This window comes from Sphingobacterium thalpophilum (genome assembly GCF_901482695.1).
In the GTDB taxonomy this organism is placed as follows: Bacteria; Bacteroidota; Bacteroidia; order Sphingobacteriales; family Sphingobacteriaceae; genus Sphingobacterium; species Sphingobacterium thalpophilum.
In genome coordinates this window covers 3430497-3443999 of sequence record NZ_LR590484.1, presented here as the reverse complement: position 1 = coordinate 3443999, position 13503 = coordinate 3430497, and the positions used below count along the sequence as shown (strand labels likewise).

At 49.6% G+C, this 13503-nt stretch carries 6 protein-coding genes; all 6 read right to left on the bottom strand.

Annotation, left to right across the window (positions count from 1 at the left end; translation table 11 throughout):
* Nucleotides 1-2: 2 nt before the first annotated feature.
* The 6 genes from FGL37_RS14285 to FGL37_RS14260 all read right to left on the bottom strand — a co-directional run bounded on the left by FGL37_RS14285 (nucleotide 3) and on the right by FGL37_RS14260 (nucleotide 13465).
* On the bottom strand, nucleotides 3-3512 hold the full coding sequence (locus FGL37_RS14285) for a TonB-dependent receptor (protein WP_232048699.1): 3510 nt from the start codon (nucleotides 3510-3512) through the stop codon (nucleotides 3-5).
* Between the two features lie 130 nt (nucleotides 3513-3642).
* Complete coding sequence (locus FGL37_RS14280; RefSeq protein WP_028069766.1) at nucleotides 3643-4872, bottom strand: FecR family protein; 1230 nt, start codon at nucleotides 4870-4872, stop codon at nucleotides 3643-3645.
* A gap of 97 nt (nucleotides 4873-4969) precedes the next feature.
* On the bottom strand, nucleotides 4970-5551 hold the full coding sequence (locus tag FGL37_RS14275) for an RNA polymerase sigma-70 factor (RefSeq protein ID WP_138096874.1): 582 nt from the start codon (nucleotides 5549-5551) through the stop codon (nucleotides 4970-4972).
* A gap of 365 nt (nucleotides 5552-5916) precedes the next feature.
* On the bottom strand, nucleotides 5917-8172 hold the full coding sequence (locus tag FGL37_RS14270) for a GH92 family glycosyl hydrolase (protein ID WP_081817862.1): 2256 nt from the start codon (nucleotides 8170-8172) through the stop codon (nucleotides 5917-5919).
* Between the two features lie 232 nt (nucleotides 8173-8404).
* Nucleotides 8405-10174, bottom strand: a complete 1770-nt coding sequence (locus tag FGL37_RS14265; protein WP_028069763.1) for a RagB/SusD family nutrient uptake outer membrane protein — start codon at nucleotides 10172-10174, stop codon at nucleotides 8405-8407.
* Nucleotides 10175-10186: 12 nt separating this feature from the next.
* Entirely contained in the window at nucleotides 10187-13465 is a 3279-nt protein-coding gene (locus tag FGL37_RS14260; protein ID WP_081817854.1) for a SusC/RagA family TonB-linked outer membrane protein, read from the bottom strand.
* Nucleotides 13466-13503: the final 38 nt, after the last annotated feature.

Below are 13503 nucleotides of genomic sequence, written 5' to 3'. Positions count from 1 at the left end.
ACTTATAAAATGTTATAGGTAAAACCAAACATAATTTCTGTTCCGCGTTTATAACTGCGGTTGAGGTATTCACGGCCATACCATTTACCCCCTGTATTCGGATTGGCATAGACGGTTTTGATCGCCGGATTGAGAATATTCTTGGCGTAGCCTTTAAACAGGAGCCTTTTGTTGAGCTTTTGGCTGAATACCAGGTCCAGCATGGAAAATGGCCTGGTGTAGAGATCCGGCTCGCCGGTAAGATTAATCTGCACCAATCTTTCACCGACCGTATTATAGGTTGCCGTGATATCGGTTCCCCATGTTTTGTTGTTATAATTCAGCCAGGCATTGACACTATAAGGAGCCTGTTCAAAAAGTGGGCTATTGGTCGGGGCGTTCCGGTCAATGGACCAGTTTGCAGCCTGTCGTTCGGGTGTCTTCCTGATATTGCTCTGTGCAAGCAGCAGGTTGGAGCCTAAAAAGAAATCGTGTGCCGGCTCCCAGAACGTGCCGAGGTTTTTAACCAGCTCCAGCTCGATCCCATACACACGGCCGCGATTGGGATCGTTTTGAAACTGAATCACCGGAAACTCCGGAAAGGTCGCTGCCAGTCCTTGCGTCTGCAGGCTGAATACCTTCACCAGCTGATCGTTGATCTCTTTTCCAAAAGCCGATACAGCAATGACCTCGCCGCTGTTGGGGAACCATTCCCAGCGAAAATCCAGATTTTTGGTCGACTGATTTTTCAGGTTCCGGTTGCCGACGACCAGCCCCATCTGAAAGGCATCAAACTCGTAGACATTGGTAATTTCGCGCAGTTCGGGCCGCGCCAGCGTTGTATTGAACGCCACCCTAAAATTCATATGATCGTTGAGGCTGTAGGTCACATTGGCCGAATAGTACGGTTTGTACCCCTGTTTGTAAGCCGAGTTGGGATTCTGCGGATTCAGGTTTACCGTCCCATCCGCATTGGCCGCGGTCAGCGAAGGGTCGAGATATACATTCGCCGTATCCACCGATGATTGAATATTGGTATTCTCAAAACGCAATCCGCCGGCGATCCGCAGTTCGTCCGTCAGCTTTAAGTCCAGCATACCGTAAAATGCATTGGTTTCGTAAAATCCGGTATAATTGTTAGGTGATTTCTGAATGTTGTACAGGAAGCCTCCTACCGGAAAATCGCCCTCACCGACAGCACCTGTGGGTATACGCAGGCCCACGACCTCGTTGCTGACCAGGCGGTCCAGGTTACCTTCGACATCGTATAGCGGAATGGAGGAGAACCTGCCGGGGCCATAGGATCCATATCCAGTAAAATTGGATCCTGGTAGAAACAGCACATTTTCACCAAATTTACGTTCCCGGTTCAGGTAGTTGAAACCTGTTTTAAACTCCTGTTTATGGCCCAATAATTGAAACGGGACGGCCAGATCCGCCTTATAATTATAATTGGTTTCATCCAGATTCCGCCAGCGCCGTCCATTTGGATCAGCCTGGATAATGCCATAAGGGCCAAAACCATTGACGTATCCTGAACTCAGCGCATAATAACGTTCGGTATATACATACTCGATAGTGCCGCTATTCGGTAGGTGTCCAATACTGGGTCGGGCAATCGTGCCTCCGTTTCGCGGTTTGTAATCCACCAGATTGACAAAGCGGTAATCCGGATCGTTCTGGTTGGATTGCGAAGAAGCGAGGTTATAACTCAGCCGTGGAGAATAAGCGCTTTTCAAAAACTTGTGTTCGCCCTGTAGGTTGAATGTGTGCAAGCTTCGGAAGGTCTGTTTGAGCGAATAGGTTGTACTGTTCACCTCGCCCGGCAAGCCCGCGTAGTAATAGCCGCCGCGGAGGTTGGTCGCCGTATTCTCACCGCCCCAGCTGCCCAGGTACTGGAAGCTGACTTCATGCCTGGGGTTAAAGCGATAGGTCAGACCGCCTAACACGCCATAATTGAGCGTTTCCACGCCCGTATTTTCCCTGTAAGTCTGATATTTCCCCATCACAAGGTTATTTGTGGTGGTAAAATTTGGAATCTTACGCTGGCTATAAATGTAGGGGCTTCCTGTCACGACACCCTGATAGATGCTATACTGCGTGAGATCTCCGTCATAGATATTGCTTGTGCGACGGTAATAGTTACCTCCCAGGATAACACCAAGCTTATGTGTATCAAACAGGGTGTAGCTGTTGCCGAACGTGGCCGAATACAACTGGTTCAGCGGAGCCCTTCTAGTTTGTGTGGTCAGGACTGGATCAAAGCCCTGCATGATCCCGTTGATGCGGCTGACTTCCTGACGCACTTCCGGGCTATAATTACTGGAGGCGATCAGTTGCTGAATCGAACTTAGGCCATTGGGGTATTGTCTGGAGAGACTCAGAAAGTCCTGCGACAAGTCTTTCTTGTTGATGGCTGTGCCCAATATACCCATATCGCTATTCCAAAAGCTGTTATAACGGCCTCCAATGCCAATGTTCGAATTTAAACCAGTCTGCGCAATGACTTCAAATGTCATCTTCTCCGGTACCGATTTGGTTTTCAGTTCAACGATACCCGAGGCTGCATCGGCGGGCTTATCCGGTGTTACGGTCTTATAGACGGTGATATTGTCCAACAAAGAGGCCGGTACCAGATCCAGGGGTATAGCGCTCCGGTCGGGGTCTGAGGACGCCAGGCGCACACCATTCAGCTGGCCGATCACCGACCGGTCGCCCAATCCGCGCACAGCTACATATTTATCATCGGTGATCGTGACCCCAGTGACACGTTGGAGGGCCTGCGTTGTGGTGATACTTCCCGTCCGTTCGATCAGCTGGGCGGAAATAGCATCCTGCACGATAGACGCTTTGCGACGTTCTTCCAGTACCGAAGCTTCCGTGTTAGCCCGTTTACGGGCCTGTACAGTGACCTCCACCTCCTGCAATGCGGTGGCCAGGGACTTTAGCCGTACAGTGATATCGGACTGCGCCGCTGTGACACCAAGCTCTATGCGCTGATATCCCAGCGAGGTAAATACGAGTACCGCCTGCTGCCCAGGGACTACGATAGAGAAATGTCCGTAAGCATCTGTGGAGGTTGAATTCCGGTCGTTTTTGACGGTCACCGATATGCCGGGCAACGGCTGTCCCGTATCCGCATCGAGCACACGTCCCCGAATGGTCACAGTCTGGGATCCACGGACTGTCTTTTTCCCTTCCGGATTTTCGGTCCCCGTATGGCGAATGGTGACAATTCTATTTTTGACCGTATAGGTAAAAGGCAGCTTTTCAAAACAGCGCTCCAGTACCTGCTCCAGCGGGGCGTTCACCACTTTGATGCTGATGCGGGGCGCATGATCAAATAGCGCTGCGTCATAAAAAAAATCATATCCGGTCTGTGTGCTGATCTGTTCCATCAGATCAGCCAAAAGGACCTTTTCTTTAAAAATAGTGAGGCGCTGACCAAATGTAGCTGCACTTAAATGTGCTAGTACACAGGTTAATAATACCATGGTGATTTTCATAACACGCATGACTTGATGAAAATTCATACTTTTGTCTTGTAGTTATAGTAAATGTTAAAATTGACGACACATCTTTTTTACTGACTTTAGCTATTTTTAGGCGGTGATGTTGGTCGCATCGCCGCTTATTTTTTGTTATTGCCAGTCGGTTGGGTACTTATTGCTTCACGATAATCCTCCTTTCTTTGATGTCCAGCTTCACTTTATTGATCGAGCTGATCATTTCCACCACCGCAGCCAGGGACTGGCTACGGGACACCTTTCCTGTAAATTTCATGGAGCTTAATTCCGGTGGACATTCTACCGTAACGTCATACCAGCGGGCAATTTTACGCAGGATGCTGCCCAGCTCCTCCCGGCGGAACACAAAATAGCCGTTCACCCAAGCGAGATTTTGCTGCATGTCTGCTGTCGAGAGCTGCATAGCCGCCCCCACCATTGCCTGCTGTCCCGGTTTTAGCAACTCGGACTTTCCACTGCCTGTAGCCAGCAGCCGCACACTTCCCTCCACCAAGGTTGTACAGTCATAAGTTTCATTGGCATAAGCGTTGACATTGAAGGTGGTTCCCAGCACTTCGATCACCTGTTTATCGGTCTCCACAAAAAAGGGTACACGCTGTTTGCTGTCGTTGTTGACTTTGGCGATTTCAAAATAGACTTCACCGGTCATTTTTACCCGCCGTTCATTTTTCTCGAATTCAACTGGATAGGTCAGCGATGAAGCCGCATTGAGCAAAGCCCGGCTTCCATCCGGCAGCGTGATCCGATACTGTCCCCCATTGGGTGTACGGATGCTATTGAAAGACCTGGCAGAGGCCGTCTTTCCAGCGGCGGTATAGATGATCTCGCCAGCAGCAGTTTTCCGTATGCTGACACCGGCCTCATCCACCAGTTTGCCATTGGCTGCGTCCGAGAGTGATATCGTCGAACCATCGGACAACTGTAAAATGGCCCTATCTGTCCCTGGCATACTATTTTCCTGCTGCGCCATTCCTTGCGCGCCCCCCTCTCCCTGCTGGGTCAGCAACCACAGCAGTCCAGCCAGCCCGACAAGCAGCAGCGCTGCGGCAGTATATCTTAACGGAGGCATTTTAAAAATGGCAGGCGTATGTACGGATTGCTCTTCTTTAGCCTTTGGCGCACATTGTTCGCGTACCATTCTTTCGTGCAGGCGATGCTGCCAATGCGCAATCTGCTCGTTGTGCAGTCGTGTTGCTAGCGCCGGCAGATCCCAGAGGACAGCGGTCTCTTCGCTCATGATCCTGTGCAGCTGAGCCACATTGTCAGGATTGTCCAGAAAATCAGTGACGAGCTGCTGTTCGGCAGCAGAACATTTTCCTTGCAGGTATCGCTTCAGCAGCTCATTGGTGATCAGTTGTTCGTCCATTTTTTTGCTTCTTCAACTATAAAGGCGCAACAACACAGCACCACCACCTACGGCACGCTAAAAAAAACTATAAAACACTGATAATAAGGGATAAAATTTAATAAAACAGGATTAGCGCTACCACTACAATGGACACCATGCCCTTGCGAAAGTGCTTAAGCGCAGCGGCGATATAATTCTCTACTGTGTTGATGGACAAGTTGGTCTTTTGGGCAATTTCCTTGTAGCTAAAGCCCTGTTCGCGGCTCATCACAAATACTTCCTTACGCTGTGGGCTAAGTCCCGAAAGAAGTTTCCGGTACTGTTCTTCACCCTCCCGGCAGCTTATCGCATAGTCCGCCATACGCTCTTCGCCGACAGCTGTTTCACTGAAATCCGCGACTGTTTCGACAACACTACGGCGCTGCCTCCGCAATTGGCTGATCACCGCATTGCGTGCAGCACGGTGAAGGTATGCCCCCAGATTATCCGGTATGCTAAACTCACGACGTTTTTTCCAGAGCCAAAACAGGATATCCAGCGCAATCTCTTCGGCGAGGAAGCTGTCGTTTAGATACAATTGACAGGTCATATACAGCTTGGGGGAATAACGGGCCACAAGTTCGTTATAAGCTTTCAGGTCATCGTGCAGACAACAGCTTTCCAATAATTCCCGGTCTGATGCGTTTGTATAATTCACTCTTGGTCAAGTTTTCGATTGTCGCTATCTGTCGGCTTCCCAGCAAGGGATATCCCCCATATCATAGCAGCAAGCTATTGTGATACTTCTGCGCCGGCCATGCCAGGGTCAGCGTACCGCAGGGACATCCTGCTGACGGCACTAAATTCATAAAGAAATATGTGGGCAGTGTGTGTTTAGTATTATGTTTCTGTTAAGTGCAGCCACTGGGCGTATCGGGTTGCGCTGGCGGCTTTATCCCATAAACTGGTGTTCAGGCGCTGTATCTCGTCTTTCCTTCCGACCAATTCATGAGTGTCGTGTCGGAGCATCAAAAAAGCCGCTGATAGGAGCAGCGGCTTTTCTGGTTTTGATATACAGGAGTATCAGTTCCCCCAATTTTTATTGGCCTTGTCACCCATGACAAACTCCAGCGTGCCACCATTGAGGATGTCGTTATGATCCAGCTGAGGCTTGTCCAGCACCTTGCCATTAAGTGTGGCGGACTGTATGTATTTATTTTTTGCCGAAGCATTCCTGGCGCTGATCACAAAGGATTTACCGTTGGGCAGGCTGATGCGTGTCTTCCGGAAAAAGGGCGAACCGATGCTGTAGGAAGCCAGACCGGGGGTGACGGGGTAAAAGCCCATCTGCGAGAAAACGACAAAAGCCGACATGCCGCCGCCGTCCTCGTCACCGGGTACCCCCATCAGGTCGTTTCTGAACCACTCGCCGATCAGCTTATGAATGCGCTTTTGCGTCATCCAGGGCTGGCCAGCATAATTATACAGATAAGGAATATGCAGTGCAGGTTCATTGGCCATCGAAAACTGGCCGACGTTGCCCGTATGGTCCGGGAGCTGCGCATAAAAATCAAATTTAGAACGGCCTAGCGGCTGCTGGAACATGTCGTCCAGGTACTGTACAAACAGCTGATTGCCCCCCATCAACTTTATCAGGTCCGGGATGTTGTGCTGTACATCCCAGCGGTATATCCAGGCATTATTCTCGCCGTAATATTCACGGGCACCCTGACCACCTGAAAATACGTAGTCAAAAGGCATGATAAAATTGCCTTTTTCATCTTTGGGATGGAAAAATTTAGTCTGCTCGTTAAAGAGATTCCTATAGTTGAAGGACTGCTTCATGAAGAGCTCATAATCGTCTTTTATGCCCAGTTCATTGGCCAGCTGTGCCAGGCACCATAAGTCGTAGGAAGTGCCGAGTGTGACTGCCACCGGCTGCCGGCGTTCAAAGCCATGCACCTCCGGATAGATTTCCTTTTCACCCGGATGCAACGCGGGGATATAGCCCTTTTCTTTAAAAAACAGGTCCATTTTTCCGGCCGGCTTATCCGACCAAGGCGCCAGGGTTTTCTCAGTGATCGCTCCCTTTGCGGCCAGATAAGCTTTTTGCACATCGAAACCACGGATGCCCTTGCGGTAGGCATCCAATAAGGTCGCCACTCCGTGATTGGAGTTCATCCGGCGGCTGTCGCCCGTGATCTCCGGGAACGTCGGCAGCCAAGGTCTGTCCATCTGTTCGGACATCCGCACAAAGGAATGCAGGATGTTCGATTCGGCTTCCGGATCCAATAGGACACGCAGTGGATGATGGGCGCGGTAAGAATCCCAGATCCAGTCGTCCGTAAAGAATGGCCGGCCTCCGTCCTGATGGATCTTGCCATCAAAAGCACTGAAATACCGGCCATCCTCCGAGATGTTGACCGGCCGCTCGTAAGTCCGGTACAGAGAGGTATAAAACACCTGTTTGTCCGATTCACTTTCGCCTTCGACGGCAATTTTACCCAGTGCACGGTTCCATTCCTGACGTCCGTTGTGCGCCACTTTGTCCTGATCGAAATCGGCAATTTCCCGCTCGAGGTTCGCTTTGGCCTGCGCCGCATCGATAAACGATATACCATATTTCATCCTGAGCGAGGTGTTCGGCCCGTCAAATTGCAGCAGGAGACAGGCATTGCGCCCCTTCGCTTCGGTAGCAGGCTGTAGTTTCCCCTCCTGCAGACGCTTCACCGCGATTGCCTTATCTTCGGGTACCGCATACATATAGACGCGCGTGCCGTTGCCGATGTCCTGTGCCCCCGAGAGGCCCCGGCCATCCCATTGCAGTTCGCCACTGCGGGAGTTGAACTGTAAGTATTTGGTGCCCTTGCCTGCAAACGTAAACACATATATTGCGGACTGATGTGCTACCGCATAGTCGACCTGGATATCTTCCTGATCCAATAACACCGAGTAGCGATATGGTGTAATTTGCTCCTGATCGTAGCTGTACCGCTGCACCGGGTTCAGCTGAGCAGGTAGCTGCTGCATCGGGCTGAGGTTGAACGCCGACGACCCACGGTGACTTGTGACGACCAACGGCAGGCCATTGAGGCGGTCTGAAGTAAAGTCACCGCGCTCGGGGTAGACGCGCAGCATGCTGTTGGGCAGGTGCACCGTCGGATAAGTCGGCACCAGCAGATGACTGATATTTCCCATATACGGATTGACGTAGTCGACATAGTCTTTGGTCACCTTCGATTGAGAAAAACCTTTTAGCAAAGCAATTAAAAGAAAAGCGCAACAGCAGAATCCACGCCCCCATGTCTGCGTTCCTGATTTGATATTGTTTTTTGGCATGATCATGAATTTAGTAATCAATGGTATTTGACAAAACCGTAGTTTCGTCTCTAAGTTAGCGTTTTTACACAAAAAACACGGCAGATTCGCGTTGAACTTATAGACCGGATTAAAAAACTTGGGATCGGGCCAGCGGCCCTCGCAAACCTCTTGGCAGAGGTGGTACAAATAAGTAAGGGGTCCGACTCCGCCGGGCCCCTTATTGCAATTCTAGACAGTTAAAGCAGCCTAGTTATTTTTTCTCCCATCCCGGATTCTGTTTCAGGTTGGGGTTTTTGACAATCGCTGTCGCCGGTATGGGATAGAGGTACTGTTTATTGTTATTGTCCCATGTCCTCGGCACAGCCTTGTACCATTCCAGGTGGTTATCTGCGGTCATTGTCTGGAAGTTTTTGTCACTACCGCCGATCGCAACTTTCGCTACACCCTTGGGTGCCGAAACATCTTCAGGCTTTTTCTTTCCGTCATAAAATATCACGTCAGGTGTACCGTCACGGTCCAGGTCCATAAGCTGCTCCAGGGCAGGAACATAGATTCCCGTCCACGGCATCGTCGCCATCAATGGTCCCAATTTCCAGCGTTTCAGATCGTTGAAACGGAAACCTTCCAGTGCCAGTTCGACCTGTCTTTCCCGACGTATTTCCAACAGTACCGGATCATTGATATCCGGGAAGAAGGTATTTTTGAGGTAGCTATCCACCTTTGTCGGCAAGGTATTGATCCCTGCGGTAATACCAGCGCGTGCACGCAATGCGCCGATGGTATTAGCCCAGTCAGTTGCGTTAAATTGCCCTAATTCCCGGCTTGCCTCCGCATAGTTGAGCAGAATTTCGGCATAGCGCATCAATGGCACCGCATTGATATTATAGGCTCCATTATCATAGTAAGGATCATCCAGTGTATATTTAATAGGCTGGTATCCCGTGTATGTATAACTTGCGAAGTTGGGTGGCGCTGCCGCACCGCCACGCTTATAGCCCGGTGTACGGATCAACTGCGCAAGGCGATAGTCGCGATTCTGGCACTCCTCATAAAATTCTTCGGTCATGTAGTTTGGCCGATCCGTGTACGGCGTCCCGTCCAGATTAAGAATGCTATTGATAAAGGGGCGTACCAGGCTTAGCCTTGGTCCGTAGGTTGCCGATGTCCACCACCAGTTGGCGTCGTTCATCAAGGCCTGCTCCTTGCTGAAGGCGAGACCAAACATCACTTCCTGCTTGACGAGCTGATTGCTGGTAAACAGCTGGCGCTGCGACAGCTTTGGATCACTGCCTATATTCAGCCTATAAGGCCCTTGCTGCATCAGGATCTTGCCTGCGTCGACTGCCATTCTAAAAAACTCATCAGGTTTTGTGGCCAGGTTGAGGTTGTGATATTTCCTAAATGTTCCCTCAAAAAGCGCCGCACGTGTTTTCAGGCCCAATGCAGTCCATTTATTGACCAAGGTACCATCGCCACCATCATCTGTAATATTCGCGTAAGCAAAATCCAGGTCTTCCATGATATGCTTCATGACCACTTCACGGGAATCCTGCGGTGCCATGAGAATATCTGTTTCATCCACCGCTAACGGGTGGTCCACCCAAGGCACATCCCCAAAACGCACCACTTTATCGTAATAAAACCAGGCCCTGAAAAAGCGGGCGATACCGATGTAGTTATTTTTGACCGCATCACTCAGGTTGGGACTCGTGCATTTGACGATCATCTGGTTGATATTGCGTAGGGCGGCAAAATCCCAGCCAGAACTGACCTCCGGGGAATAAGCGCCCTGCACCATAAAGTCATTCAGGCTATTGACAGCCGAATAGTCGGCCATCGCATCCCCCTTAAAGGCGTCGCTCCTGGAGGTAATATTACGGTAGAAGGAGTTGCTGTAGTTGCGCAGCCCATTTTCCGTACCGAAGATATCCTCTTCCGTTGCCGAAGCTTTTGGCAGCTCATTCAGTTCACAAGAACTCAATAAAAATGCTATGATAGGTATAAAAAAGATTCTTTTCATTTCTCACTATTGTTATAATCCGATGGATAAATTAAAACTGATGCTCTTCATGACAGGATAGTTAAATCCGTCGCCACTGTTGCCGCTTGTTGCATCCAGGCGCATGGTACTGTTTACGTCCGGGTCCGATTTGGCCAGGTTTCCGACATCCAGATCTCTCGTGCGTTTATACAAAGGCGACCAGGTCCAAAGATTTTCGCCCGATATGCCCGCACGCAAGCTACTGATCTTGAGTTTGGATGTAACCGCTGCCGGGAAGTTATATCCGATCTGGATATTTTTCATGCGGATATAGGCAATATTCTGCAGATAGCGGGTTTGCGGAGTCGTCTTGAGGGACTCGTTGTAACCTGCATACCGGGGCAGGTATGCGTTTGGATTATCCTCAGTCCAATAATTGTTGAGGTGCCACTCCGGCAGATTATTGTATGGCCGGTTATACTGTCCCCAAAAGATAGATTCGTTGCTCGGGTACCAATGCTGTCGGCCGACACCCTGAAAGAATGTCGAGAAATAGATATTCTTCCAGTCCATATTGATATTGAAGCCATAGATATACCGCGGTTCGTAATTCCCGATAATGGTCTTGTCACCATGGTCATAGATGGTGTTGCTTCCATAGTCGATGACACCGTCACCGTTGAGATCAGCAAAGCGTACATCTCCAGGGTATATTTTGCCGGAGTTGGAAGATCTGATTACTTTCTGTGTCGGTGCCCCGTCGATTTCAGCCTGGTTTTGGAACAAGCCCTGCGTTACATAGCCCCAGATCTCACCCAAGCGCTGGCCTTCATAATAGCGATCTTGCTGATAGCGGTCATTTTGCAACAGTCCAGCCTTGTTTTCATAGCGGTCTATCGTCGATCGGTAATCGGCCAATGTAGCTTTCACGGACCAGTTGAATGGGGAGCTGTTCAGATCAAACCTGTCTTTATAGGCAATGCTCAACTCAAATCCTTTGGTTGTCATGTCTGCATAGTTACCCTTTGGGGAGGCGGCTCCAAAAATATCCGGCAGCTCCACACTGAGTGTATACATGTTCAAGGTCTTGCGCTGATAGATATCACCTGTAAAGGTCAATTTGCCGTTTAAAGATGAAAAGTCGATCCCGAAATTGGCTGTCCTGGCCGTTTCCCAGGTCAGATTATTCGGAATTACCTTGGGCACAGAAGTATAGGAAGGCTTCTGTCCGTTGAGGAGGCGATCCATGATACGTATATCGTACAAATCCATAAACGAATACGGATCCACCACACCGTTACCCAGAGAGCCATAGGAAGCACGGAATTTAAGGTCTGAAATAATGCGCTTATCCACGTTAAAAAATGGTTCCTCAGAGACCCTCCATCCGGCGGAAGCAGAAGGGAAAAATGCCCATTGCTGATCTACCGGAAAACGGGATGAGCCATCGTACCGACCGTTGAATTCAAAGAGATAGCGGTCTTTAAAAATATAATTGGCCCGCACAAAGATTCCGGCCGTACGGTATTTGTTATACTCGGCCGTCGCCGTCGTATTCTGTCCTAGTGCCAGGTTGATGTTGTCCACATCCTCCGTCAGCAGGCCTATTTTGTTGATGTACGTCCCGCTGATGCTACGCTGTTCATAGTTGTATCCCAGCAAACCCTTGAAGTAGTGGTCACCCACTGTCTTTTCGTATTCGCCATAGATATTTCCAAACAGGTATTTCCACTTCTGGTCAACCTGATAGATATTGTTGTTGAGATCCGTTTCCAGTTTCAGCGTTTTGCCTTCCTGCGTACTATAGGGTACAGGCACCCGTACGCGCACGGAGTTCAGATCGCGGTTTCTGAACGTCAGGTCCCCCTTGATGCGCAGGGTATTGTTCAGAAACTTAGTTTCAAAGGAGGTGGTATTGCGAAGATCGCGGTTTTCCGTCTCTACCCGGTTTTTACCATAGATAAAATCACCTACCGTATAGGCGGCAGAAAAGCTGAGCGAACCATCGGGATTGAAGATAGGCGAAGATGGGTGTCCCTCGTCCGCAATGTTCCGCCAAATGTTACCGCCTTCGCCTGCGGTAACCGGATCGCGATATTTCGAATAGTTGTAATCAATGTTGTTGCTGATGCGCAGCCATTCGTTGACCTGCACACCAGCCTTTGCACGTGTATTGTAAATCTTATATTTGTCCGTGTTATAGCGGTACAGCCCCTTGTAATCATAGGCACGGCCAGAAATGTAGTAATCAAACTTTTCTGAATTTCCATTCACGGAGAGGTTGTGGTCCTGTACAAAGGTATGGTCTTTGATCAGCGCCCCGTAGTAGTCTTCATTTCCATAATATACATAATTCCCCTTGTCATCTACGGTTACTTCTTCTGTGATGCCCTGCTCTTTGCGTCTTTTGAACTCATTGAGCCAATCCATCGTAAAGATCTGCGTCTTGTTTAGCTTGCTTGGGATCGACGAGTAGTTATTCCAGGCATTGTATGCCTCAAAGAAATGTGACGCATATTCATAACCATCCGTAACAAACTTGGGTAAGGTAATGGGCTTCTGAAACGAGCCATTTCCCGAATAGTTAATGGATGTTTTGCCTGCTTTGGCTCGTTTGGTCGTGATGAGCACCACGCCAAAGGTTCCGCGCGAACCGTAGATAGCCGATGCAGCAGCATCTTTGAGTGTGGTCACGGTTTCGATATCATTGGGATTGATCGAAGCCGGATCGCCCTCTACACCGTCGATCAACACAAGCGCACTTCCGCCCTGCCCGATTGAAGTAGTACCACGGATGTTGAAGCTCGGCGCCCGATTGGGTTTACCATCGGCCGGAGTGATGTTTAAGTTGGGGATCACGCCCTGCAGCATTTGGCTGGCATTGCCCAGCACACGTCCTTCGAATACTTCCGACCCGACCTGGTCCACGGCTCCTGTCAAGTTCACTTTCTTTTGCGTACCATAACCCACCACCACCACTTCCTCCAGCTCGGTATCCTTGGACTCCATCACAATATCGAGCTGATTGCCTGAGACGGTGACAATCTTTTCGCTATAACCGACCAGCGTCAGCTTCAGCTTCTGTCCGGCATTGGCCGGTAAGCTAAACTGCCCGGACGCATCAGTCGATGTTGTTTTTCCTGTCGAAAGGTTTGTGATGGTAACCCCGGGCATGGCTGCTCCGTTGTTGTCTTTGACCACCCCTTCCACGGTAGACTGAGCTGCAATAGTTTGCGTCTCTTTAGTCAATTTGACATGATCACGCTCTACATTCGCCCATGTTGGGTAAGAGAGACCCAATGCCATACTGATTAGTAGTGTTTTCTGCATTTTTAGTCTGGTTTAGAATTTAGCATCAAAGATGATGC

Coding starts and splice junctions, on each gene's coding strand:
- FGL37_RS14270 (WP_081817862.1), bottom strand. CDS start 8,172: ATGCCAAAAAACAATATCAAATCAGGAACGCAGACATGGGGGCGTGGA.
- FGL37_RS14285 (WP_232048699.1), bottom strand. CDS start 3,512: ATGAATTTTCATCAAGTCATGCGTGTTATGAAAATCACCATGGTATTA.
- FGL37_RS14260 (WP_081817854.1), bottom strand. CDS start 13,465: ATGCAGAAAACACTACTAATCAGTATGGCATTGGGTCTCTCTTACCCA.
- FGL37_RS14280 (WP_028069766.1), bottom strand. CDS start 4,872: ATGGACGAACAACTGATCACCAATGAGCTGCTGAAGCGATACCTGCAA.
- FGL37_RS14265 (WP_028069763.1), bottom strand. CDS start 10,174: ATGAAAAGAATCTTTTTTATACCTATCATAGCATTTTTATTGAGTTCT.